Source organism: Candidatus Pantoea gossypiicola (assembly GCF_008632075.1).
Taxonomy (GTDB): Bacteria; Pseudomonadota; Gammaproteobacteria; order Enterobacterales; family Enterobacteriaceae; genus Pantoea; species Pantoea gossypiicola.
In genome coordinates this window covers 64,509-87,823 of record NZ_VWVM01000006.1, presented here as the reverse complement: position 1 = coordinate 87,823, position 23,315 = coordinate 64,509, and the positions used below count along the sequence as shown (strand labels likewise).

The following is a 23,315-nucleotide window of genomic DNA, read 5'->3' as shown; positions in this document are numbered from 1 at the left end:
AGCCTCACAGGAACATCAGGAAATAGAGCAGGAAAATGTTAACGATTAACAGTAGCACACCGGTTGGAATCTGAGCTTTGATGACGGCGTTACGGTCGGGCAGCTCCAGCAGCGCCGCCGGAACAATATTGAAGTTGGCCGCCATCGGCGTCATCAGCGTGCCGCAGTAACCGGAGAACATGCCAATCGCCGCCATCACCGCCGGATTCCCGCCGTGCTGCAATACCAGAATCGGAATGCCGACGCCTGCGGTAATAATCGGAAATGCGGCAAACGCGTTACCCATGATCATGGTTAACAGCGCCATTCCGACAGCATAAACGGTGACTGCGACAAATCGGTTATCGACCGCTAGCCAGGTTTCTGTCAAATGCGAAATGGCGCTGCCCACGCCCGCGCTGGTAAACAGCAGTCCCAGGGTGGCGAGGATCTGCGGCAGGATAAAGGCCCAGCCAATCGAATCCAGCAGACGGCGGGTCTCCTGCATCGACTGCACCGGTTTTTCATGGGTCAGTTTTAACGCCACCAGCCAGCCAATGACACAGCCGACCATCATTGAAAACAATGTCACCAGCGTGGCGTGATTTCCTGGACCGAACACCACATCCTGCAAACCGGGAACATGGTTAAACGCCAGCACGCCGACCACGGTCACGACCGGAATGGCCAGCGCAGGCAGAAACAGTTTGTTGCGCAGACGCAGCGCACTCGCCTGCTTCTCTTCATCGCTGCGCTGATGATAGCGACCCAGCCGGACACCCCCCAGACCGGCAATCAGCGCCATTACCACCACAATGACACCGATGGTGATATGCAGCATCCGGGTGCCCGCCGCGTCCGAGCCCATCAGGCTGTTCATCATCTGCGTCGTCCAGTCACCGACCAGAAACACCAGGCCATACAAGGCCCAGAACAGTCCGGTAGTAAATCGGCGTGGGTTCGCACTGTCACGCCATGAGAGAATAGCCACCACCAGCAGGATAATTCCCGCCAGCCACATCAGATATTGTTGCTGGAACATTACTGACCTCCTTTGGCTTTCAGCGCCTGGTTGTTCAGCAGCTGCAACTCACGCGCCAGCTGACGATCGAGTCGCACCAGACGTGCCGAGTGGATCAGGAACGCGGCTACAGCGGTCGGAATGCCCCATAACGCAATGTGCAGCGGTTCGGTCTGAATCCCGGCCGACTCCTGCATGAAGTTGTGCATAAAGATAATCGCACCAAACGCCACGAAGATATCCTCACCAAAGAACAGGCCGACGTTGTCGGTGGCTGCTGACATGGCTCGCAGCTTATGACGCAGTTCAGGTGTGAGCTCGCCATAACGGTTTTCCGTTGCCCCCTCTGCCATCGGGGCCAGCAACGGACGCACCATCTGCGGATGCCCACCCAGGCTGGTTAGTCCCAGCGCGGCGGTGATTTCACGTACAAACAGGTAGACGATCAGCAGACGTCCGGCGGTGGCCGTTTTAATCTGAGCGATCCACGCCTGTGCCCGCTCCTTCAGCCCGTGACGCTCCAGCAGGCCAATGACCGCCAGCGGCAGCAGCAGAATCAGCGGCAGGTTACGGGTGTTCAGAAAACCTGCGCCAAGCTTTTCCAGAATGTCCGTCAGCGGCATCATTGCCGCCAGACCGGTCACAAATCCGGCGACAATCACCACCAGCACCGGGTTAAAACGTAATACGAAGCCGACGACGATCGCGGCAATGCCAAGTAACGGCCAGAGATTCACTGCACTTTCCATGGATTCCCCCAGAGTCAAAAAAACCCGACATAAGCCGGGCTAAGTATGTTTATTCAGGCGCTGGTGACACGAATCTGCTGTTCGGCGAACGCATCACGCAACCGCTGGGCAAACTGCAGGGCGTGCGCGCCGTCACCATGTAAGCAGACGGTCTGTGCATTCACCGCCACCCATTCTCCACTGATACTTTTAACTTTGCCCTGCTGCACCATCGTCAGTGTCTGATCGATAGCCTGTTGTTCATCCTCAATCAACGCGCCCGGCTGGCTGCGCGGTACCAGCGCACCGGTGCTGAGATAGCCACGATCGGCAAAAACCTCTTCCCGCGTGCGTAAGCCATAGTGCGACGCGGCACGTATCGATTCGCTGTTCGCCAGTCCCACCACAATCAACTGGCTGTCGACGGCACGGATGGCGCGGGCAATGGCGTCTGCCAGCACAGGATCAGCCGCGGCCTGGTTATATAGCATGCCGTGCGGCTTAACGTGAACCAGCCGCGCACCCTCGCTTTCCGCCAGGCTTTTCAGCGCGCCAATCTGGTAGATCATCTGGGCATAGACCGTTTCCGGTGGCAGTTGCATGGCACTGCGGCCAAAGTTCTCCCGATCGGGAAAAGCAGGATGCGCGCCAATGGCGACGCCGGATGCCTGCGCCCAGCGCACCGACTGCAGCATGGTCTGCGCATCCCCTGCGTGAAAGCCACAGGCGATGTTGGCGGAACTCACCAGTTCAAGCAACGCCTGATCGCTGGCACAGCCTTCGCCCAGGTCGGCGTTTAAATCAATTTTCATGGAGTCCCCATTTCATCTGGTCCAGCGCGCGTTGCTGATGCTGACGTGCCAGCATCGATTCCGGCAGCGTACAGTGAATAAAGTGAATCGGCTCACCCAGGCGGATTTGCGCCAGATGGTAGAGATCGGCTTCGATGACGGAGGCGATACGCGGATAGCCGCCGGTGGTCTGGGCATCCGCCATCAGCACGATAGGCTGTCCGTTCGGCGGCACCTGAATCACACCCGGCATCACACCATGTGACAGCAGCTCACGCGGCCTTTCACGTTTAAGCTCACGCCCTTCCAGCCGATATCCCATACGGTTGCTTTGCGGGCTGAGTTTCCATGCGGTGCGCCAGAACGCCTGCTGCGCGTCGGGGCTGAACTCATGATACTCCGGGCCTGGCAGTGCGCGGATGCGATTGCCCCACAGCAGTTGCCTTACGCCGACTTTGCGGTCGAACTGATGCGTCGGTTTACCCAGCGGGATCTGATCGCCATCCCGTAAGGTGCGTCCCTGAAATCCACCAAATTTTGCTTTCAGATCGGTACTGGCTGAACCGAGCACCGCAGGGATGTCAAACCCCCCCTGCACTGCCAGATAGCTGCGCATACCGCGCTGCGGCATCGCCAGCGACAGGACCTGGCCGCGTTTCACTGGCGTGCGCCAGCCCGTCCAGACCGGCTGACCGTCCAGCTCCGCATGGCAGCCTGCGCCGGTCAGCGCGAACCAGCCGTCGCGGGTGAACTCCGCTTTGAACTGGCCCAGCACCAGCTCCAGCACCGCGCTGTCAGGCGCATTACCCACCAGCACATTGGCAGTGAACATCGCGGGATGATCCAGCACGCCACCGGGGCTGATGCCATACTGACGCCAGCCGTAGCGGCCCGCATCCTGAATGGTGGCGGCCAGCCCGGCGCGAAGAATGTTTAGCATACGCCCTCCTGTTGCGGCACGAAGCGAACCCTGTCACCGGGACGAAGCAGTGTGGGGGGCTGCTGCAGGGGATCAAACAGCGCGGTGTGCGTCTGGCCGATCAGTTGCCAGCCGCCGGGGGAAGCCAGCGGATAGACGCCCGTCTGGCTGCCGCCGATACCAACCGATCCGGCGGGTACCCTAACTCTTGGCTCCGCACGACGCGGTATGTGCAGACGCGGATCCAGGCCGCCCAGATAAGGGAAACCGGGCTGAAAGCCGACAAAAAACACTACATAGTCACTGCTGCTGTGCAGCTCAACCACCTGTCCGGGTGTCAGCGCGGCATGTTCCGCCACCACGGTCAGATCGGGGCCATGTTCGCCGCCGTAGATCACTGGGATCGCCACCAGACGTGACTCTGGCAACTGCGCTTCACTCTCTTCCCACCAGCGCTGAAGCCGCTCTATCGCATCCAGCGCACTCTGCTGGGGATCGCGCAGGATCAGGGTAATGTTGTTCATGCCGGGAATGACCTCCAGCACGCCCGCATCCGACTGCAGTCGCTGGTTCAGACCCCAGATACGCTGCTGACTCTCCAGTGAGACCGGCGGCTCCAACTCCAGCACGACAGCGCGTTCACCCAATAAATAACACCGTGCTCGTTGCAACAGCTACCTCCCGCCTGATTGAGATCGTGCCTGGCCAATCTGAGCGGATGCCCGAATCAGCCGATGGCTTATCTACTTAAAGCAAATAGTTATGCGAAAGTGGCAGGGATGTGTCAACAGATTTAGGTCCTGCGCAGGCGCGCAGGACAAGGGAGAGATCAGGCAGGATTAGGTATATCGATGAAGGTCACGTCAAGATTGTGGTGTTGTGCCAGCCACTCGCCCAGCGCTTTGACGCCGCCACGCTCGGTGGCGTGATGGCCTGCGGCAAAGAAATGCAGCCCCTGTTCGCGTGCGCTGTGAATGGTCTGTTCAGAGACTTCACCGGTGATGTAGGCATCAACGCCCGCAGCGGCGGCCTGGTCGATTAAGCCCTGTCCGCCACCGCTGCACCAGGCGATGCGACGGATCAGTGCTGGCGCGTGGTCACCACAATGCAGCGGTTCACGTCCCAGCTTATCGCTGATTCGCCGTGCCAGCTGTTCACCCGAAATCGGCTCAGCCAGCTCACCCCAGAACACCAGCGGCATGACTTCACCACGTACGTCGATATCCAGCAGTTTCGCCAGCTGGGCGTTGTTGCCCAGTTCTGAATGCGCATCAAGCGGCAGATGCCAGCCATAGAGATTAATATCATTCGCCAGTAGCGTCCGCAAGCGGCGGCGCTTCATGCCTTTAATCGCGGCCGGTTCACTTTTCCAGAAGTAGCCATGATGAACAATTATTGCATCGGCCTGACGTGCGACGGCCTCATCGAGCAGGGCCTGACAGGCCGTGACGCCGGTAATAATCGTTCTGACTTCGCTACGTCCCTCAACCTGCAAGCCGTTGGGGGCATAATCACTGAAGCTATGGCTGTCGAGGTGCTGATTGATCAGTGTTTCTAATTCGTAATGGTTCATTCAGGCTCCTTCAAGGCCTCAGGCGGCGCTTTTGGCGCGCTCAAAGGCGTCTAATGTCTTTTTACGGGCTGCCTTATGATCCACGATTGGTGCCGGATAATCGAGTTTCCTGTTGTTCTTTTCCGCCCAGAGATGAGGCTGGTGAATATGGCTGTCAGGGACGTCCGCCAGCTCTGGCAGATAGTGACGGATAAACTCGCCCTGCTCATCGAAGCGCTCGCCCTGCGTAGTCGGGTTAAAAATGCGGAAATAAGGTGCTGAATCTGTACCGGTGGAAGCCGCCCACTGCCAGCCACCGTTGTTTGCGGCCAGGTCACCATCAATCAGCTGTTGCATGAAATAGCGTTCACCTTCGCGCCAGTCGATCAGCAGATCTTTGACCAGGAAACTGGCGGTAATCATCCGTAAACGGTTGTGCATCCAGCCCAGCGCCTTCATCTGACGCATCGCAGCGTCGACAATCGGATAGCCGGTTTTTCCCGCTTTCCAGGCATCGAAATGCGCGTCGTCACGCTGCCATTCAACGTTACGCGTCCAGTCAATAAATGGCTTATGCCGACACAGTGCCGGATAGGCCACCAGCAGATGACGGTAGAACTCACGCCAGATCAGCTCGTTAAGCCAGGTAAATGCGCGACTGTTGTCCAGCGCATCGGGATGTTCATGCAGCACGCGATGCAGGCACTGACGTGGCGACAGCACGCCGGTCGACAGATAGACCGATAAACGACTGGTGGCGTCCAGTGCCGGAAGATCGCGTTTTGCGGGATAATCGATAACGGGTTGAGTGGCGAAATGACGCAACCGCTTCAGGGCGGCCGCTTCGCCTGCCGGAAACAGATTCTCGTCAAACGCTTCGGTCGGGCAGTCAAACGCAGGGATTGAGGTGGTTTTCAGCGGCGCACCGTCGCGCGGTTTAGGTGCAGGCACGCACTCCGGCAGACTCTGCTGCAAACGGCGGACAAAGGCTTTGCTGAACGGCGTGAAGACCTTATACATCGAGCGATCGCCACTCTGTATACTGCCAGGCGGCAGCAGCAGGCTGTCATCAAAGCCCTGACAAATCACGCCCGCATCGTCGAGACGCTTTTCCGCCTCTGCATCGCGCTGACGCTCGTTAACCTCATACTGATAGTTGTAGAAGAGCTGGTCGACCTGGTGCTTCTCACAGAACGCTGCCAGCGCATCAATACTGTCGCTGAAAGCGTGACACGCCTGATAGTGCAGCGCAATGCCGCGCTCAGCCAGCGCGTCCTGTACTTCCACCAGACTGGCGTGAATAAACGCCGCCTGCCTGGGTGACATGTCATGCTGCTGCCACTGTCCCGGCGTAGCAAGGAAAAGCGCAATCACTTTTGCCTTGCTGTCTCGACAGGCGGCGTGAAGTGCCAGATTATCGTTGATGCGTAAATCGTTACGCAGCCAGACCAGATGCGTGGTCATACGCCTCCTGAATTACTGTCCGTAGCGTAAGCACAAGGCTTCGGGATAGGGATCGAAATAGCGCTGCTGTGCCAGCCACGGATGCGGAAACTCGGCCATGTAGTGCTTAAGAATGGTAATGGGCACCAGCAGCGGTTGTGTACCCTGACGATAGCGGTCGATCAGCGTTGCCAGCTCCTGACGCTGCGGTGAGCTTAGCTGGCGGCGGAAGTAGCCCTGCACGTGCATCAGCACATTGGTGTGATTACGACGTGAGGCGGGACGTGACATCAGTGCCATCATGCGATTGCGGTACTCAAAGGCAAAGGCATCCAGCGAGTCCCACTGGCTCATCGAAGCAACAAAGGGTCCCAGCTCGCGATATTTCTCCTGCGAATGCGCCAGCATCATCAGTTTGTAGCGGCTGTGAAAGGCGATCAGCCCGTGACGGGTCAGGCCGCTTTCCCACATCTGATTAAATTCATGCAGTGCGCAGATACGGCCGATAAAGTTCTCACGCAGGGCGGGATCGTGCAGACGACCATCCTCTTCCAGCGGCAGCCAGGGCATCTCGCGCTGCAGGAATTCAGCAAAAATGCCGGTGCCCACTTTGCGGTTGTTGTTATTGTCAGGCTCGTAGACCCGCACGCGCTCCATCCCACAGCTGGGCGATTTGGCGCACAGGATGTAACCGGAGAGATGATGCAGCGATTTTACCCGCTCCGCAGACCAGTTACGCATCTGATCAGTAACTTCTTCGCCGCCGTCTTTGCTGAAGCAAAGATGCACCTCATCATCGCCCTGCTTTACCAGACGCAATGCCGGACGCGGCGTAGGCAGCCCGATCGCCATTTCAGGACAGATCGGCTCAAAGCGGACAAATGGCGTAAGATCTTCAGTCGCAAAAGTAAGACGCTTATGGCCACCATCAAACCTCACGCTATCGCCGAGCAGGCATGCACTGATTCCAACGGGGATTTTTTTGCTCATACTTGTACAACCTCCGAAATCTTGTAGAGGTTTAAGTGTAGCGCAAAATGGTCAGGAATAAAGGGGGAAAACGCGGTTCCGGACCGCTTATTCTCAGAAAAAACGCAAAAAAAAGCCCGGTCAGATGACCAGGCCTGTTTTGCGAGAGGGCTCGTTACCAGAATGCGCCACCGGCGGCTTCAGACTGCGCCAGCCAGACCGGCTTTGCGCTGGTCTTGCACCAGACGCGATGCAGGTAACTGTAGAAGCGTGCCCGATCCTGTCGAAACAGCATGACAGGCAGTGCCAGAACGCCGAGAAGAACCACCAGCGTACGGCGCGCGACTATTTTATAACGTGGATAAGCCTGATACATGGTTTCTCCTCCCGGTAAGGTAAAGTGTGCGAATGTGATCTGTGTTCAACTTTACGCCAGGTTGTGTAATTTTACTACTCATCTGACCACTTATTTATCGCCTTTTTTGCTGTTTAAGAATTAACCTGTAATTTAGTTACAGATACGTTATCGCCAGGTAACATCAGAGTTTAAATGCCCGAAAGATGAAGCGCGCGGACGGCAACATAAAATATTGATAAAGTAGCGCTTCGGCCCTCAATCAAGGCAGGTATTGCGTGACCACGGTTTTGATCGTTGAAGATGAAAAAGAGATCCGCCGCTTTGTCCGGCTGGCGCTGGAAAATGAAGATCTGAAGGTGTTTGACGCCGATACGCTGCAGCGCGGACTGATTGAAGCGGCGACCCGTAAGCCTGATTTAGTGATCCTCGATCTTGGCCTGCCGGATGGGGATGGCACCGATTTTATTCGCGATCTGCGCCAGTGGAGTGCCATACCGGTGATCGTGCTGTCGGCGCGCAGTGATGAGCAGGATAAGATCGCCGCACTGGATGCCGGGGCGGATGACTATCTGACCAAACCTTTTGGCATTGGCGAACTGCTGGCGCGCGTCCGTGTTGCACTGCGCCGTCATGGTAGCCAGCAGCCCGAAGCCAGAATTCATTTTGCTGACGTCAGCGTCGATTTTGCCGCACGACGGGTACAGCGCGGCGGCAATGAGATTCACCTCACGCCGATTGAGTTTCGTCTGTTGAGCATTCTGCTGAATAATGCAGGAAAGGTGCTGACGCAGCGGCAGCTGCTGAGCCAGGTCTGGGGGCCCAATGCGGTGGAGCACAGCCACTATCTGCGCATTTATATGGGGCATCTGCGCCAGAAGCTGGAGGCGAATCCGACCCAACCGGCCCATCTGCTGACCGAAACCGGGATCGGCTATCGCTTTATGCCATGAAAAAAGGCGCCAGAGGCGCCTTCTGATAATGACAGAATCGGGTAGGTATCGCTGTAAGACGGAGCCTGCTCAGGGAACAGGGTCAGATCGGAAAGACGCAAAACCGTCATCCCTGACTGCTCGGCCCGCGCGGTTACGCACCTCATCCCTGAGGTGCGCCCGTTACCGGGCCAACGCGTTGCGTTGTTCAAAAACGCTCCCGGCGTTTTTGTCCATGGCGTGGGACGCTTTCCTCTTCTGACCCTGTCCCCCGCGCATCAGGTTAATCCGCTGCGGCAAGATATGCCCTGATGTGAGTAAGGGAGCAGTCTGAGGCGCCCGCGGCGCCTTTTCGTTGCCCGACGGATCAGGCGTTTTTCAGCACTTCGCTGACAATCTCTACCGCTTCTTTCTCAATCTGCGCGCGGTGTTCTGCGCCCAGGAAGCTTTCACAGTAGATTTTGTAAGCGTCTTCGGTGCCTGACGGACGGGCCGCAAACCAGCCATTCTCCGTCATCACTTTCAGACCACCGATTGAAGCGCCGTTACCTGGTGCTGCCGTCAGACGCGCGGTGATAGGATCACCCGCCAGCGTATCTGCGCTCACCATCTCTGGTGACAGCTTCGACAGTGCGGCTTTCTGCGCTGAAGTGGCGGATGCCTGCAGACGGTTGTAGCTTGGTGCACCGAAGCGCGCGGCCAGCTCATCATAGTGCTGCTGCGGGTTTTTACCGGTCACGGCAGTAATTTCAGCCGCCAGCAGACACATGATGATGCCATCTTTGTCCGTTGACCATGGCGTGCCGTCGAAACGCAGGAATGAAGCACCCGCGCTCTCTTCACCGCCAAAACCAAAGCTGCCGTCATACAGACCATCAACAAACCACTTGAAGCCGACCGGCACTTCCACCAGCTTGCGACCAATGTCATTAACCACACGGTCAATCATGGCGCTGGACACCAGCGTTTTACCCACGGCAACATCCTGGCCCCACTGTGGACGGTGCTGGAACAGGTAGTTGATCGCCACAGCCAGATAGTGGTTTGGATTCATCAGACCCGCCGGGGTCACAATGCCGTGACGGTCATAATCGGGATCGTTGCCAAACGCCAGATCAAACTTGTCACGGTAGGCCAGCAGACCTGCCATGGCGCTTTCAGACGAGCAGTCCATGCGCACCACGCCATCTTTATCCAGATGCATAAAGCGGAAAGTCTGATCGACCGCGTCATTGACCAGCGTCAGATCCAGCTTGTAGTGTTCCGCAATGCGCTGCCAGTAGGCGATACCGGAACCACCAAGCGGATCAACGCCCAGCTTCAGGCCCGCTTTCTGGATCGCCGGGAAATCGATAATCTCTGCCAGACCTTCAACGTAAGGCTGAATCAAATCTTTCTCAACCACATGACCACTCGCCAGTGCCTGTTCCAGCGGCAGACGTTTCACCTCTTTCAGCCCATCTTTGATCAGCTGATTGGCGCGATCTTCCACCACTTTGGTAACGTTGGTATCAGCCGGTCCGCCATTAGGTGGGTTGTACTTGATGCCGCCATCTTCCGGTGGGTTATGGGACGGCGTAATCACGATGCCGTCAGCCAGCGGGCCACCCGATTTGTTGTGCTCAAGGATCGCATTTGAGATGGCAGGGGTCGGCGTATAGCCATTGTCCTGCTGCACAATCACATCAACGCCGTTCGCTGCCAGCACTTCCAGCACCGACAGGATCGCCGGCTCAGAGAGCGCATGCGTATCTTTACCAACGTAGCAAGGCCCGGTGATGCCGTTCTTTTTACGTTCTTCAGCAATTGCCTGAGCGATAGCCAGAATGTGCATCTCGTTGAAGCTTTGACGCCCTGCACTGCCGCGATGGCCAGAGGTGCCAAATTTCACCGCGTGTTCCGGGTTCGCCACATCGGGCTGCAGGACATAATATTGTGACGTTAATTGTGCAACGTTAATCAAATCGCTCTGCTGGGCGGGTTGCCCGGCACGTGGGTGATTGGCCATTGGCGCTGCTCCCTGACGCTTAAGTTTTAGATGGTGCCGCAAACTTTCTCGGTCAGTTCCGCAGGGAACTGCATCGAGAGCATGATGTGTTCGACCATGCTGCATTTACGACCAGTATTGGTGTTGGTGATCACCCAGTACGGCGTGCCGGGCACATGCTTCGGCTTAGTATGGGTGCCATTCTGTAACAGCGTATGCTCATCACCGGCAAAATAGACGCGGGTGCGGCCCTGCAGCGATGCAGTCGCCTCAGCAAAGGCTGCGGTATCAAGACGATAGAGCGTTGACAAGATAAGCATAAAGCGATTCACCGCCCGCTTCTGCTCCGCATATTCATCGGAAAGCAGCAGCTCACGCACCGCGCGGACACGATCCTGCGGGCGCGAACCCACGGCCGCAGACTGAGACTCTTTCGCTGCCTCTTTTGAAGCTGGCTGAGCAGGCGAAGCGGGTGCAGTCTGACCAGCAGTGAACTTCAGCATACGACGCAGAATGTCGGATGCGCTTTCACCAATGTGTTGCGTGTGGCTGGCAATATAACGGTAGAGCTCTTCGTCAACTTCGATCGTTTTCATCTTATTCCGTACGGTTCTTTCTCATGACAGAACCACCTGTTTCCTGAAAAGCTCTGAGTATAGTCAGGCAATTCAAAGGATGTGCGGGTTCTAACATCAGGATTATAAAGTTAAATTCAGGCGGGTTGTTAGCAATCAAACGGTTTACGGGCAAAAGTCAGAATATGTCCTAATGCCGCCGGAACCGGCGCGCCTGAAAAGGTGAAACCATGATAACCTAAGCACAGGTCTCAAACTTAAGAACTTTGCTATGATTTTGAACGCCCGTCTGCAAACTGAACAATCCCCTGCTGATTCCCTGCCCATCCTGTTAATCCACGGTCTGTTTGGCAGTCTGGATAACCTTGGCGTGCTGGCGCGCGGGCTGAAAGATGCCGGGCCGCTGCTGCAGGTTGATGTCCGCAACCACGGACTCTCACCACGATCTGACGAGATGAACTACGCTGTAATGGCGCAGGACATGGTCGATACGCTGGATGCGCACGGCATTGAACGCGTCGCGGTGATCGGTCACTCAATGGGCGGCAAGATCGCCATGACCATGAGCGCGCTGGCACCGGACCGCATTGCGCGGCTGGTAATGATCGATATCGCCCCGGTCGACTACCAGACCCGCCGCCATGACGAGATCTTTGCCGGCATTCGTGCTGTAACCGACGCAGGCGTCTCATCCCGCAGTGAGGCGGCGACGATTATGCGCACGCTTATAGATGAAGAAGGGGTGATTCAGTTCCTGCTGAAGTCATTTCAGGCGGGCGAGTGGCGCTTCAACGTTCCGGTGCTATGGGATAACTACACCACGATTTCAGGCTGGCAGCCGGTTCCGGCCTGGGATCACCCGGCGCTGTTTATTCGCGGTGGCGACTCAGGCTATCTGGATAACCGCTACCGTGATGCGCTGCTGCAGCAGTTCCCGGCCGCGCAGGCACATGTTATTGGTGGCGCGGGACATTGGGTTCACGCAGAGAAACCCGATGCCGTTTTGCGCAGTGTCCGTCGCTTTTTTGCGCTTTAAAAGCAAATAGATGGCGGCAAAGGTTTAGGATTGGCGTCCGGAGTAAGCGTGAAGTATGATGGCGCGCTAAAATTTTGCCGCGCGTTCGTTTTGCTGCGGCAATGGCCAATAATTTATAATCTGCGCGGTGAGTGACTGGCGCCCGCCCCCATTCAGTTTTACTAAGCCATGGCAAAAGAACAGACTGACCGCACGACGCTCGATCTCTTTGCTGATGAGCGCCGCCCTGGTCGCCCCAAAACCAGTCCGCTTTCGCGTGATGAACAACTGCGCATTAACAAGCGCAATCAGCTTAAACGTGACAAAGGGCGCGGACTTCGTCGTGTCGAACTGAAAATGAACAGTGAAGCCGTCGATGCGCTCAACACGCTGGCAGAACAGCGCAATCTCAGCCGCAGCGAACTGATCGAACAGATGCTGCTGGCACAGCTCAAACTGGATTAATGCGGGCAAAACGCACGCAGGAGCAAATGTCAGGGCTTTAACCGTTCACCGGTTTTCTCTCGTCTGCTATTATTCGCTGAAATGTGCTGCGGCACACATCTCATTATCAGGATTTAAGAGGTTATTTTACTCATGGCACTCGTAGGCATCTTCTTTGGCAGCGATACCGGCAATACCGAAAACATTGCAAAAATGATCCAGAAACAGCTGGGTACAGACGTTGCAGAAGTGCATGACATCGCGAAAAGCACAAAAGAAGATCTGGAAGCGTTTGATATCCTGCTGCTGGGCATTCCGACCTGGTACTATGGTGAAGCGCAGTGCGACTGGGATGACTTTTTCCCGACGCTGGAAGAGATCGATTTCAACGGCAAGCTGGTTGCGCTGTTTGGCTGCGGCGATCAGGAAGATTACGCGGAGTACTTCTGTGATGCGATGGGCACGATCCGTGACATCATTGAGCCGCACGGTGCCGTAATTGTAGGCCACTGGCCAACTGAAGGTTATCACTTCGAGGCCTCAAAAGGGCTGGCCGATGATACCCACTTCCTGGGTCTGGCCATTGATGAAGATCGTCAGCCTGAGCTGACTAACCAGCGTGTAGAGCAATGGGTTAAGCAGATTTCTGATGAACTGCAGCTGAAAGATATCCTCGAAGCCTGATCCTGTACGACTCAATGTGAGCGCCAGCTCACATTGAGGCAATGGAAATTCCTATAGAAATAATAGCCACATTTTTTTAACTTTCTCCGTTTAATCTGTAGAATACCCGCATCGATCTTCCGCTTATTTTTTCAGTCGGCAAGACTAAGCGATGTACCAACAGACATCTGCCAGAATCCTCCCCGGCCCGGTGACCTATCCCCCACAGCCCGTGATGATTCAGGCACGCCCTCTGGTTTTCATTTCATCGCTTCAGTTCTATAATGAGACGCAAATGAGAATGAGCGCAGATCGACATTCAAGGCGACAAGCCACAAAAGTGAATATAGTGACAGGACAAAATCCGCATGACTGACAACAACACCGCATTAAAGAAGGCTGGCCTGAAAGTGACGCTGCCCAGACTGAAAATTCTGGAAGTGCTTCAGGAACCTGAGTGCCATCACGTCAGTGCGGAAGATTTGTACAAACGCCTGATCGACATCGGCGAAGAGATTGGCCTGGCTACCGTTTACCGTGTTCTGAACCAGTTCGATGATGCTGGTATCGTGACCCGTCATAACTTTGAAGGCGGCAAATCTGTCTTCGAACTGACGCAGCAGCATCACCACGATCATCTGATCTGCCTGGATTGCGGCAAAGTTATTGAGTTCAGCGATGAGTCGATCGAAACGCGTCAGCGTGAAATCGCCACCCGTCATGGCATCAAGCTGACCAACCACAGCCTCTATCTCTATGGACACTGTACGCTGGGCGATTGCCGGGAAGACGAAACCCTGCACGACCAGTAACGCGGCCTGAAATAAAAAAACCGGTGAATTCACCGGTTTTTTTTCGTCTGTCTTCGGCTGTTGTATCAGGCCACCAGCGTCTCCTGCAGATAGCGCCAGCGTGGAATAGAGCTGCTGCAGTCCAGTATCGCCAGCGAGATACGGCTCTGATTATTGCCATTCATCATCTGCATTTCGCGATACTGTACGGTGATCTCTTTTTCATGATGAGAGAGGATGACGTGTTCGCAGGTGACAATGCGCATCCCTTCGCGCTGTCCTTGCAGCTGCCGGAAAAGCGCCTCGACCTCGTTCAGATTGCACTCTCTGCCCTTTGGAGTCACCATGCGAAACTCAGGATGAAAATAGGACATCAGCAGCTCAAAACTGTCGTCAGATCCGGCAGGCTGGTTAAAAATACGTTCAATGAGCTGATGTAAAACGACCACACTGTTTCTGGCTTCCTGGGCGAGAACTGTCATTTTTTTTCCTTCTGTAACCCGCTTTGCAACCTCTGAGAGCGCATAGCCTACCTGAAAGCGGATAATTCACACCCGGAAATTGATTAATTTTTTTAAACTCAGATTTCTCTCACAATGCAGCATTTAATCGGTTGCGGTTAGGTCAGAATAAATGTCGGCAATGATTAAAATCAGGACAACAAAAAAGGGCGATAAGTCGCCCTTTTGTCATTTTATGAGGTCAGCCTCAAAAAAATTTATTCGCCAGTTTTCGCCCAGGTATCACGAAGACCGACGGTGCGGTTAAACACCAGTTGCGATGGCGTAGAGTAAACGCTGTCGGCGCAGAAATAACCTTCACGCTCAAACTGGAACGGCGTGGTCGGTTCCACATCGCGCAGGCTCGGCTCCACAAAGCCCTGTTTGATCGCCAGTGACTCAGGGTTAATTACTGCCAGGAAGTCCTCTGCCGCGCCCGGATTTGGCACACTGAACAGACGATCATACAGGCGGAACTCTGCTGGCTGCGCGTGATCCGCAGATACCCAGTGAATGACCCCTTTGACCTTACGGCCATCGGCAGGATCTTTGCTCAGCGTATCTGTGTCGCTGGTACAGTAGATGCAGGTGATGTTGCCCGCTTCATCTTTAGCGACGCGCTCAGCACGAATGACATAGGCATTGCGCAGGCGAACTTCTTTGCCCAGTACCAGGCGCTTATATTGCTTGTTCGCCTCTTCGCGGAAATCGGCACGGTCGATCCAGATCTCGCGGCTGAACGGCACTTCACGCGTACCCATCTCCGGTTTACCCGGATGATTTGGCATGGTGATGATTTCGTTATGGCCTGCTGGCAGGTTTTCGATCACCACTTTCAGCGGGTCCAACACCGCCATAGCACGTGGCGCATTCTCATTCAGGTCATCACGGATACAGGACTCCAGCGAGGCCATCTCCACAATATTATCCTGTTTGGTGACGCCAATACGACGGCAGAACTCGCGGATAGATGCTGCGGTGTAACCACGACGACGCAGACCTGAAACGGTCAGCATGCGCGGATCGTCCCAGCCTTCTACGTGCTTCTCGGTCACCAGCTGAGTGAGTTTGCGTTTCGACATCACCGCATACTCCAGATTCAGGCGCGAGAATTCATACTGACGCGGATGGACCGGAATGGTGATGTTATCCAGCACCCAGTCATAGAGTCGGCGGTTGTCCTGGAACTCCAGCGTACACAGCGAGTGCGTAATGCCTTCCAGCGCATCAGAGATGCAGTGGGTAAAGTCATACATCGGGTAGATGCACCACTTGTTGCCGGTCTGGTGGTGTTCCGCAAACTTGATGCGATAAAGCACCGGATCACGCATCACGATGAAATTAGAGGCCATGTCGATTTTAGCGCGCAGACAGGCAGTGCCTTCGGCAAACTCACCGTTTCGCATTTTCTCAAACAGCGCCAGGTTCTCTTCCACGCTGCGATCGCGATAAGGGCTGTTTTTGCCCGGCTCTTTCAGGGTGCCGCGATATTCGCGAATCTGATCCGGACTCAGCTCATCAACGTAGGCGAGACCTTTAGAAATCAGCTCGATGGCATAGTCATAAAGCTGATCAAAATAGTTTGATGAGTAACAGACCTCACCGCTCCACTCAAAACCCAGCCACTGGACGTCACGCTTGATGGATTCAACAAATTCCACATCCTCTTTAACCGGATTGGTATCGTCGAAACGCAGGTTGCATTGCCCCTGATAATCCTGGGCGATGCCAAAATTCAGACAGATCGATTTCGCATGACCAATATGCAGATAGCCATTGGGCTCCGGCGGAAAACGGGTATGCACGCTGCTGTGCTTACCGCTCGCCAAATCTTCGTCAATGATCTGACGAATAAAGTTAGTTGGGCGGGCTTCAGCCTCACTCATCTCAAAAATCCTCAATACGAATAACGGGTGATTTGTACCACGAAGTAACGGAGTATGATCCACAAAGCGTCTGAGGGAAACAACCGTTTGTTAAGCCTTTAAAACAAAAAAGGCAGGAATCGCTTCCTGCCTGTGGGGTTCTGTTGCGGGGATTAGCTTTTCACTTCATACAGCGGCGTTTCACCTGCCACCACCTGACCGCGGGCCAGTAATGTCAGACCGGCGAAATCATCGCTGTTGCTGACAACCACCGGACTCACCATCGAGCGGGCATTGGCGTTGAGGAATTCAAGGTCCATTTCCAGCACAGGTTGACCGGCGACCACCGTGGCCCCCTCTTCAACCAGGCGGGTAAAGCCTTTACCTTCCAGCGCCACGGTATCCAGTCCCATGTGCACCACAATCTCTACACCATTCTCCGTTTCCAGACAGAAGGCGTGATTGGTGTTGAAGATTTTCACCAGCGTACCGGCAATCGGAGCCACGACCCATTTGTCGCTGGGTTTGATCGCCAGACCATCGCCTACCGCCTTGCTGGCAAAGGCTTCATCCGGCACATCATCCAGCGCCACGACGTCACCGGTTACCGGTGCCAGCAATGTCGCGATGACTCGCTTCTCACTGTTCAGCACGGCCTGCGGCTTGACGTCAGGCTCCACTGGCGCATTGCTGGTAGCTGCTGCGACCGGACCCTTGGTCAGCACTTTTTTCATCGCCGAGGCAATGCTTTCGGCCTGGGTACCTACAATGATCTGCACGCTCTGCTTATTAAGACGGATCACCCCGGATGCACCCAGACGCTTCGCAACCCCCTCATTGACCTGAGCAGAATCATTCACGTTAAGACGCAGGCGGGTAATACAGGCATCGATGCTGGTTAAGTTGGCTGAGCCACCCACCGCACCGATATAACGGCGCGCCAGCGATTCAGTGGCCGTTTCATCATTGTCAGTTTTATCAACGTTAACGTCATAACCATCACTTTCATCACCTGCAACCGCCAGCTCACGACCCGGTGTCATCAGGTTGAACTTTTTGATGGTGAAGCGGAACACCACGTAGTAGATAACAAAGAAGACCAGGCCCTGCGGAATCAGCATGTACCAGTGTGTTGCCAACGGGTTACGGGTCGACAGCACCATATCCACCAGCCCGGCGCTGAAACCAAATCCAGCAATCCAGTGCATGCTGGCAGCGATAAAGACCGCGATGCCGGTCAGGACGGCGTGGATGAGATAGAGCACTGGCGCCACGAACATGAAGGAGAATTCCAGCGGTTCGGTGATACCGGTAAAGAAAGCAGCAAACGCTGCAGCCAGCATGATACTACCCACTTTGACACGGTTCTCTGGACGGGCACAGTGGTAGATAGCCAGCGCAGCACCCGGCAGACCAAACATCATAATCGGGAAGAAGCCAGCCTGATAACGACCAGTAATGCCCACGGTTGCCGAACCATCTGCCAGTGACTGCGCACCGCCCAGGAATTTAGGAATGTCATTAATGCCGGCAACATCAAACCAGAACACCGAGTTCAGAGCATGATGCAGGCCGACAGGAATTAGCAGGCGGTTGAAGAAGGCGTAGATACCGGCGCCGGCAGAGCCGAGCTTCTGGATATGTTCACCAAAATTAACCAGACCATTAAACACCACGGGCCAGATATACATCAGGATAAAAGCAACAAAGATCATCAGGAACGAGACGAGAATTGGTACCAGCCGGCGTCCGCTGAAGAAGGAAAGCGCTTTAGGCAGCTCGACATGGCTGAAGCGGTTATAGATCTCTGCCGACAGAATACCGACAAGGATGCCGACAAACTGGTTTTCAATTTTGCCAAAGGCAGCTGGCACCTGATCCAAAGGAATTTTCTGAATCATTGACACTGCCGCTGGTGAGCAGAGCGTGGTGACCACCAGAAAGCCGACATAGCCAGTCAGCGCAGCGGCACCATCTTTATCTTTTGACATGCCATAGGCAATACCGATCGCGAACAGCACCGACATGTGCTCAATGATTGCCGCACCCGACTTGATCAGCAATGCAGCCAGCGCATTATCTGCGCCCCAGCTGACTGGATCAAGATAGTAACCCACCCCCATTAATATCGCTGCTGCTGGCAGGGTTGCTACCGGCACCATCAGTGCGCGCCCCACCTTCTGTAAATAACCTAACATACCCCTTCCCCCTATGAACCTGACTTGTCGCTTTGCGCCGCTTAATGTTGTTATGTCAGCTGCAAAGATCGTTAATACACTGCATATCACGCAGCGAAGTGTAATGATAAATTAATTCGCCTCGCAAATTAAAACCCTGGCAAATGTGACTTTTATCACTAAAAAACATCATGTCACACGGCATCATCTGGCTATCACCATAAACTTATTTTATGATCCGAAATATTGAATTACGCTCCGCCCGTAGCGAGAATAGACAATCTGCTCAGGCTGATGACTAACGCAACGGTTTAGCGATCCCCTTTCCATTTTTAATTGAGGTGAAACATGAGACTGATTCCATTAGCAACGCCAACCCAGGTAGGTAAATGGGCCGCCCGACATATTGTTAACCGCATCAATGCGTTTAACCCGACGGCGGACAGACCTTTTGTTCTGGGTCTGCCAACCGGCGGCACGCCACTGGAGGCGTACAAGCACCTGATTGAGATGCACAAAGCGGGCCAGGTCAGTTTTAAACATGTCGTGACCTTCAATATGGATGAATATGTCGGTCTGCCAAAAGAGCATCCTGAAAGCTATCACAGCTTTATGTATCGCAATTTCTTCGATCACGTTGATATTCAACCGGAAAATATCAACCTGCTGAATGGTAATGCGCCCGATATTGACGCAGAATGTCGTCAGTACGAAGAGAAAATTCGCGCACTGGGTAAAATTCACCTGTTTATGGGCGGCGTCGGCAACGACGGTCATATCGCCTTTAACGAACCGGCGTCTTCACTGGCTTCCCGTACCCGCATTAAAACCCTGACCCATGATACCCGCGTAGCGAACTCGCGCTTCTTTAATGGCGACGTTGATCAGGTACCTAAATATGCGCTGACGGTCGGTGTTGGCACGCTGCTGGATGCTGAAGAAGTGATGATTCTGGTTACCGGCCATGTTAAAGCACAGGCACTGCAGGCAGCGGTTGAAGGTAATGTTAACCATATGTGGACCATCAGTTGCCTGCAGCTGCATGCGAAATCGGTGGTGGTCTGTGATGAGCCAGCCACTATGGAACTGAAAGTGAAAACCGTGAAATATTTCCGCGAAATGGAAGCGGAAAATATGAAAGGCGTGTAACAGAATAGTGTCCTGCCCTGCTGTTACGTTAAGTGACAGCAGGCCAGGAAGGGAGAAGAGAGATGTACGCATTAGTAAACGGTCGGATCTACAGCGGCCATGAGATTCTGGATAATCACGCCGTCGTGGTGGCAAACGGGCACATTGCGCGCGTCTGCCCGCGTGAATCGCTGTCGGCTGATATTGAGCAGCGCGATATGGCGGGTGCGATTATTGCGCCGGGTTTTATCGATCTGCAGCTCAATGGCTGCGGTGGGGTACAGTTCAATGACAGCCTGGATGCGCTCAGCATTGAGACGCTGGAAACGATGCAGCGCGCCAATGAAAAGTCTGGCTGCACCAGCTTTTTACCGACGCTGATCACCAGCAGCGACGCGCTGATGAAGCGGGCGATTGAAACCATGCGCGCTTACCTGCAGAAACATCAGCATCAGGCATTGGGTCTGCATCTGGAAGGCCCGTGGCTGAGCAAAGCGAAAAAAGGCACCCACGATCCGGCACTGATTCGCCTGCCGGATGCGGCGATGGTGCAGTATCTTTGCGACAACGCAGACGTCATCACCAAAGTTACCCTGGCACCTGAAAACGCAGGCAGCGACGTAATTCGTCAATTAACCGACGCCGGAATCATTGTCTCAGCGGGTCACTCGAATGCGACCTATGAAGAGGCGAAAGCGGGTTTTTCTGCTGGCGTGAGTTTCGCAACCCACCTCTACAATGCTATGCCGACCTTTGCAGGACGTGAACCCGGGCTTATCGGTGCGCTGTTTGATTCGCCTGATGTATACTGCGGCATTATTGCGGATGGTTTACATGTACATTACGCTAACGTGCGCAATGCAAAACGCATTAAAGGCGACAAACTGGTGCTGGTAACCGATGCCACCGCACCGGCTGGCGCTGACATCAGCGAGTTTATTTTTGCTGGCAAAACAATCTATTATCGTGACGGCCTCTGTGTTGACGAAAACGGCACACTCAGTGGTTCGGCCCTGACGATGATTGAAGCAGTACAAAACAGCGTCGAGCATGTCGGCATCGCACTGGACGAAGCGTTACGCATGGCATCACTTTACCCGGCACGGGCGATGGGCGTGGAAAGACAGTTGGGCTCGATCGAAGCAGGAAAAATCGCGAACCTGACTGTGTTTACGCGCGACTTTAAAATCATTAAGACGTTAGTCAACGGAGACGACGTCCTGAGCGAGTAAGCACTGAATGACCACTGGCGGCCAGTCACAAATAGGAAATGTCGATCTTGTTAAGCAACTTAATAGCGCAGCGGTTTACCGGCTGATTGATCAACAGGGGCCGATATCGCGCATTCAGATTGCCGAACTCAGCCAGCTCGCCCCCGCCAGCGTCACCAAAATTACCCGCCAGTTGATTGAGCGCGGCCTGATCAAAGAGGTAGACCAGCAGGCGTCTACCGGTGGTCGCCGCGCTATCTCGATTATCACTGAAACCCGTCACTTCCATACCATCGGGGTTCGCCTCGGCCGCAACGATGCCACCCTGACCCTGTTCGACCTCAGCGGTAAGTCGCTGGCGCAGGAGGATTATGCGCTGCCGGAACGCACCCAGGAGACACTGGAGCATGCGCTGTTTAACGCCATCAGCGGCTTCATCGGGCAGCACCAGCGTAAAATACGCGAGCTGATCGCGATTTCCGTTATCCTGCCGGGCCTGGTTGACCCGATTAACGGCGTGATCCGTTATATGCCGCACATCTCTGTCAGCCACTGGCCGCTGGTCGCCAGTCTGAAAAAGCGGTTCAACGTCACCAGCTTTGTGGGGCACGATATTCGCAGTCTGGCGCTGGCCGAGCACTATTTCGGTGCAAGCCGCGACTGTGCTGACTCAATCCTGGTGCGCTTACACCGCGGCACCGGTGCCGGCATTATTGCCAACGGCCATATTTTCCTCGGCAGCAACGGTAACGTCGGCGAAATCGGCCATATCCAGGTTGACCCGCTTGGCGAGCGCTGTCACTGCGGTAACTTTGGCTGCCTGGAAACCATTGCCGCTAACGGTGCCATTGAGAATCGTGTGCGGCATCTGCTGAATCAGGGCTATCCCAGCGTACTGACGCTGGAGGCATGCCAGATGTCCCACATCTGCAAAGCGGCCAATCAGGGTGATGCGCTGGCCTGCGAAGTGGTCGAACAGGTAGGCCGGTATCTCGGCAAAGCGATTGCCATCGCGATTAACCTGTTTAATCCACAAAAAGTGGTGCTGGCGGGCGAGATTACGGAAGCAGAAAAAGTGCTGCTGCCCGCGATTGAAGGCTGCATCAACACCCAGGCGTTAGAAGCCTTTCGTAAAAATCTGCCGGTCGTGCGTTCGACCGTGGATCACCGTTCTGCGATCGGCGCATTTGCGCTGGCTAAACGTGCCATGCTTAACGGCATTCTGCTGCAACATCTTCTGGAAGACTAAGCTAACCCGCTGTTGTGGCGGGCCACATCGGATCTGACTATGACCATTAAAAGCGTAATTTGTGATATCGATGGCGTGCTGATGCACGACAACACGGCCGTTCCTGGCGCACAGGAATTTTTACAACGCATTCTGGCCAAAGAGATGCCGCTGGTGGTGCTGACGAACTATCCCTCGCAGACCGAGCAGGATCTGGCTAACCGCTTTGCTTCGGCTGGTGTCGAGGTTCCTGAATCCGTTTTCTACACCTCGGCCATGGCTACCGCCGACTTCCTGCGTCGTCAGGAGGGCAAAAAGGCGTATGTCATTGGTGAAGGCGCGCTGATTCATGAGCTTTATAAAGCGGGCTTTACCATTACGGATGTGAATCCCGATTTTGTCATTGTCGGGGAGACGCGTTCATTCAACTGGGACATGATGCACAAAGCGGCCTTCTTCGTGGCTAACGGCGCGCGCTTTATCGCCACCAACCCCGATACGCACGCGCGCGGCTTTATACCCGCCTGTGGTGCGCTCTGCGCCGGGATTGAGAAGATATCAGGCCGTAGCCCGTTTGTGGTGGGCAAACCCAGCCCCTACATCATGCGCGCCGCGCTGAATAAAATGCAGGCCCACTCGGAAGAGACGGTCATTGTGGGTGATAACCTGCGAACCGATATTCTCGCCGGTTTCCAGGCAGGTCTGGAAACGGTACTGGTGCTGTCAGGCGTCTCGACGCTGAGTGATATCGATGCCATGCCGTTCCGTCCGGACTGGATCTACCCTTCTGTTGCCGATATTGATCTGTTCTGATTCATTTTTCTTATGACGCATCCGGTTAATCTGTGATGCGTCCCCCTTTTTTTGCATGGCTCCCGCCTACTTTCACTGCTTGTTTTTTACTCACAAACGCCATTTCATTGCCGATCCAATAACAAAACAACATTAAAATTATCGTTTATTCAATTTTATTGCCATGTGAGCAATATTTTTATCAGTAAATCACGATTTCTCTTGCATTGAATGCACCAAATAGCGCATT

The 23,315-nt window shown here is 54.7% G+C and carries 23 protein-coding genes; 9 read left to right on the top strand and 14 right to left on the bottom strand.

Features of this window, described 5'->3' with window-relative positions; all coding sequences use genetic code 11:
* Positions 1 to 4: 4 nt before the first annotated feature.
* The 9 genes from F3I20_RS09655 to F3I20_RS09615 form a co-directional block, all read right to left on the bottom strand.
* Positions 5 to 1,021, bottom strand: a complete 1,017-nt coding sequence (locus F3I20_RS09655; RefSeq protein ID WP_150012285.1) for a DUF979 domain-containing protein — start codon at positions 1,019 to 1,021, stop codon at positions 5 to 7.
* Positions 1,021 to 1,749: a DUF969 domain-containing protein gene (locus tag F3I20_RS09650; protein WP_150012287.1), complete on the bottom strand. Its 729-nt coding sequence runs from the start codon at positions 1,747 to 1,749 to the stop codon at positions 1,021 to 1,023. Before F3I20_RS09650 ends, F3I20_RS09655 begins: the two co-directional genes overlap by 1 nt.
* Before the next feature lie 53 nt (positions 1,750 to 1,802).
* Positions 1,803 to 2,540, bottom strand: a complete 738-nt coding sequence (gene pxpA / locus F3I20_RS09645) for a 5-oxoprolinase subunit PxpA (protein ID WP_150012289.1) — start codon at positions 2,538 to 2,540, stop codon at positions 1,803 to 1,805.
* Positions 2,530 to 3,459, bottom strand: coding sequence for a 5-oxoprolinase subunit PxpC (gene pxpC / locus F3I20_RS09640; protein WP_150037223.1), 930 nt, complete (start codon positions 3,457 to 3,459; stop codon positions 2,530 to 2,532). Before pxpC ends, pxpA begins: the two co-directional genes overlap by 11 nt.
* Positions 3,453 to 4,109 carry a 5-oxoprolinase subunit PxpB gene (gene pxpB / locus F3I20_RS09635; protein WP_150012293.1) on the bottom strand — a complete coding sequence of 219 codons (657 nt, stop codon included), beginning with the start codon at positions 4,107 to 4,109 and terminating at the stop codon, positions 3,453 to 3,455. Before pxpB ends, pxpC begins: the two co-directional genes overlap by 7 nt.
* A 158-nt stretch (positions 4,110 to 4,267) precedes the next feature.
* Positions 4,268 to 5,011, bottom strand: coding sequence for a type 2 GTP cyclohydrolase I (locus F3I20_RS09630; protein ID WP_150037224.1), 744 nt, complete (start codon positions 5,009 to 5,011; stop codon positions 4,268 to 4,270).
* 18 nt (positions 5,012 to 5,029) lie between these two features.
* Positions 5,030 to 6,454 carry a deoxyribodipyrimidine photo-lyase gene (phrB, locus tag F3I20_RS09625; RefSeq protein WP_150037225.1) on the bottom strand — a complete coding sequence of 475 codons (1,425 nt, stop codon included), beginning with the start codon at positions 6,452 to 6,454 and terminating at the stop codon, positions 5,030 to 5,032.
* A gap of 12 nt (positions 6,455 to 6,466) precedes the next feature.
* Positions 6,467 to 7,423: a YbgA family protein gene (locus tag F3I20_RS09620; RefSeq protein ID WP_150012299.1), complete on the bottom strand. Its 957-nt coding sequence runs from the start codon at positions 7,421 to 7,423 to the stop codon at positions 6,467 to 6,469.
* 154 nt (positions 7,424 to 7,577) lie between these two features.
* A complete protein-coding gene (locus F3I20_RS09615) occupies positions 7,578 to 7,778 on the bottom strand; it encodes a DUF2517 family protein (protein ID WP_150012301.1) in 201 nt (66 codons plus the stop codon).
* A 257-nt stretch (positions 7,779 to 8,035) separates the two neighbouring features.
* Here F3I20_RS09615 and kdpE point away from each other — a divergent pair, with 257 nt between their 5' ends.
* On the top strand, positions 8,036 to 8,710 hold the full coding sequence (gene kdpE / locus F3I20_RS09610; RefSeq protein WP_150037226.1) for a two-component system response regulator KdpE: 675 nt from the start codon (positions 8,036 to 8,038) through the stop codon (positions 8,708 to 8,710).
* A 346-nt stretch (positions 8,711 to 9,056) separates the two neighbouring features.
* Here kdpE and pgm read toward each other — a convergent pair whose 3' ends face one another.
* Positions 9,057 to 10,697 (bottom strand): phosphoglucomutase (alpha-D-glucose-1,6-bisphosphate-dependent), encoded by a 1,641-nt coding sequence (gene pgm, locus F3I20_RS09605; RefSeq protein ID WP_009091443.1) that lies wholly within the window; start codon positions 10,695 to 10,697, stop codon positions 9,057 to 9,059.
* A 26-nt stretch (positions 10,698 to 10,723) separates the two neighbouring features.
* Positions 10,724 to 11,272 carry a replication initiation negative regulator SeqA gene (gene seqA, locus F3I20_RS09600; RefSeq protein ID WP_150012305.1) on the bottom strand — a complete coding sequence of 183 codons (549 nt, stop codon included), beginning with the start codon at positions 11,270 to 11,272 and terminating at the stop codon, positions 10,724 to 10,726.
* Positions 11,273 to 11,522: 250 nt separating this feature from the next.
* On the opposite strand from seqA, the gene ybfF reads away from it, so the two are divergent.
* The 4 genes from ybfF (at position 11,523) to fur (ending at position 14,185) form a co-directional block, all read left to right on the top strand.
* A complete protein-coding gene (gene ybfF, locus F3I20_RS09595; protein WP_150012307.1) occupies positions 11,523 to 12,287 on the top strand; it encodes an esterase in 765 nt (254 codons plus the stop codon).
* A gap of 168 nt (positions 12,288 to 12,455) precedes the next feature.
* Complete coding sequence (ybfE, locus tag F3I20_RS09590) at positions 12,456 to 12,731, top strand: LexA regulated protein (RefSeq protein ID WP_003852811.1); 276 nt, start codon at positions 12,456 to 12,458, stop codon at positions 12,729 to 12,731.
* Between the two features lie 132 nt (positions 12,732 to 12,863).
* The gene (gene fldA, locus F3I20_RS09585; protein WP_013357124.1) at positions 12,864 to 13,394 is read left to right on the top strand and encodes a flavodoxin FldA; all 531 of its coding nucleotides are present in this window, start codon (positions 12,864 to 12,866) and stop codon (positions 13,392 to 13,394) included.
* A gap of 347 nt (positions 13,395 to 13,741) precedes the next feature.
* On the top strand, positions 13,742 to 14,185 hold the full coding sequence (gene fur, locus F3I20_RS09580) for a ferric iron uptake transcriptional regulator (protein ID WP_009091454.1): 444 nt from the start codon (positions 13,742 to 13,744) through the stop codon (positions 14,183 to 14,185).
* Between the two features lie 65 nt (positions 14,186 to 14,250).
* Here the strand turns inward: fur and F3I20_RS09575 are convergent, their stop codons facing one another.
* The 3 genes from F3I20_RS09575 to nagE form a co-directional block, all read right to left on the bottom strand.
* Positions 14,251 to 14,646, bottom strand: a complete 396-nt coding sequence (locus F3I20_RS09575; RefSeq protein ID WP_150037227.1) for a hypothetical protein — start codon at positions 14,644 to 14,646, stop codon at positions 14,251 to 14,253.
* A gap of 236 nt (positions 14,647 to 14,882) precedes the next feature.
* Entirely contained in the window at positions 14,883 to 16,550 is a 1,668-nt protein-coding gene (gene glnS, locus F3I20_RS09570; protein ID WP_150037228.1) for a glutamine--tRNA ligase, read from the bottom strand.
* A gap of 152 nt (positions 16,551 to 16,702) precedes the next feature.
* Positions 16,703 to 18,727 (bottom strand): N-acetylglucosamine-specific PTS transporter subunit IIBC, encoded by a 2,025-nt coding sequence (nagE, locus tag F3I20_RS09565; protein ID WP_150012315.1) that lies wholly within the window; start codon positions 18,725 to 18,727, stop codon positions 16,703 to 16,705.
* 327 nt (positions 18,728 to 19,054) lie between these two features.
* On the opposite strand from nagE, the gene nagB reads away from it, so the two are divergent.
* The 4 genes from nagB to F3I20_RS09545 all read left to right on the top strand — a co-directional run bounded on the left by nagB (position 19,055) and on the right by F3I20_RS09545 (position 23,086).
* A complete protein-coding gene (gene nagB, locus F3I20_RS09560) occupies positions 19,055 to 19,855 on the top strand; it encodes a glucosamine-6-phosphate deaminase (protein ID WP_033751778.1) in 801 nt (266 codons plus the stop codon).
* Between the two features lie 62 nt (positions 19,856 to 19,917).
* Entirely contained in the window at positions 19,918 to 21,066 is a 1,149-nt protein-coding gene (gene nagA / locus F3I20_RS09555; protein ID WP_150012317.1) for an N-acetylglucosamine-6-phosphate deacetylase, read from the top strand.
* Positions 21,067 to 21,073: 7 nt separating this feature from the next.
* Positions 21,074 to 22,294, top strand: a complete 1,221-nt coding sequence (nagC, locus tag F3I20_RS09550) for a DNA-binding transcriptional regulator NagC (RefSeq protein WP_150037229.1) — start codon at positions 21,074 to 21,076, stop codon at positions 22,292 to 22,294.
* 39 nt (positions 22,295 to 22,333) lie between these two features.
* Complete coding sequence (locus F3I20_RS09545; protein WP_013357117.1) at positions 22,334 to 23,086, top strand: HAD-IIA family hydrolase; 753 nt, start codon at positions 22,334 to 22,336, stop codon at positions 23,084 to 23,086.
* Positions 23,087 to 23,315 lie beyond the last annotated feature (229 nt).

Bases quoted from the DNA above. Each gene is read 5' to 3' on its own strand.
- F3I20_RS09655 (WP_150012285.1), bottom strand. From the start codon at position 1,021: ATGTTCCAGCAACAATATCTGATGTGGCTGGCGGGAATTATCCTGCTG.
- nagB (WP_033751778.1), top strand. From the start codon at position 19,055: ATGAGACTGATTCCATTAGCAACGCCAACCCAGGTAGGTAAATGGGCC.
- pxpC (WP_150037223.1), bottom strand. From the start codon at position 3,459: ATGCTAAACATTCTTCGCGCCGGGCTGGCCGCCACCATTCAGGATGCG.
- F3I20_RS09575 (WP_150037227.1), bottom strand. From the start codon at position 14,646: ATGACAGTTCTCGCCCAGGAAGCCAGAAACAGTGTGGTCGTTTTACAT.
- nagE (WP_150012315.1), bottom strand. From the start codon at position 18,727: ATGTTAGGTTATTTACAGAAGGTGGGGCGCGCACTGATGGTGCCGGTA.
- ybfE (WP_003852811.1), top strand. From the start codon at position 12,456: ATGGCAAAAGAACAGACTGACCGCACGACGCTCGATCTCTTTGCTGAT.
- fldA (WP_013357124.1), top strand. From the start codon at position 12,864: ATGGCACTCGTAGGCATCTTCTTTGGCAGCGATACCGGCAATACCGAA.
- F3I20_RS09650 (WP_150012287.1), bottom strand. From the start codon at position 1,749: ATGGAAAGTGCAGTGAATCTCTGGCCGTTACTTGGCATTGCCGCGATC.
- F3I20_RS09630 (WP_150037224.1), bottom strand. From the start codon at position 5,011: ATGAACCATTACGAATTAGAAACACTGATCAATCAGCACCTCGACAGC.
- fur (WP_009091454.1), top strand. From the start codon at position 13,742: ATGACTGACAACAACACCGCATTAAAGAAGGCTGGCCTGAAAGTGACG.
- phrB (WP_150037225.1), bottom strand. From the start codon at position 6,454: ATGACCACGCATCTGGTCTGGCTGCGTAACGATTTACGCATCAACGAT.
- seqA (WP_150012305.1), bottom strand. From the start codon at position 11,272: ATGAAAACGATCGAAGTTGACGAAGAGCTCTACCGTTATATTGCCAGC.
- pgm (WP_009091443.1), bottom strand. From the start codon at position 10,697: ATGGCCAATCACCCACGTGCCGGGCAACCCGCCCAGCAGAGCGATTTG.
- pxpA (WP_150012289.1), bottom strand. From the start codon at position 2,540: ATGAAAATTGATTTAAACGCCGACCTGGGCGAAGGCTGTGCCAGCGAT.
- nagA (WP_150012317.1), top strand. From the start codon at position 19,918: ATGTACGCATTAGTAAACGGTCGGATCTACAGCGGCCATGAGATTCTG.
- F3I20_RS09620 (WP_150012299.1), bottom strand. From the start codon at position 7,423: ATGAGCAAAAAAATCCCCGTTGGAATCAGTGCATGCCTGCTCGGCGAT.
- ybfF (WP_150012307.1), top strand. From the start codon at position 11,523: ATGATTTTGAACGCCCGTCTGCAAACTGAACAATCCCCTGCTGATTCC.
- nagC (WP_150037229.1), top strand. From the start codon at position 21,074: ATGACCACTGGCGGCCAGTCACAAATAGGAAATGTCGATCTTGTTAAG.
- F3I20_RS09615 (WP_150012301.1), bottom strand. From the start codon at position 7,778: ATGTATCAGGCTTATCCACGTTATAAAATAGTCGCGCGCCGTACGCTG.
- glnS (WP_150037228.1), bottom strand. From the start codon at position 16,550: ATGAGTGAGGCTGAAGCCCGCCCAACTAACTTTATTCGTCAGATCATT.
- F3I20_RS09545 (WP_013357117.1), top strand. From the start codon at position 22,334: ATGACCATTAAAAGCGTAATTTGTGATATCGATGGCGTGCTGATGCAC.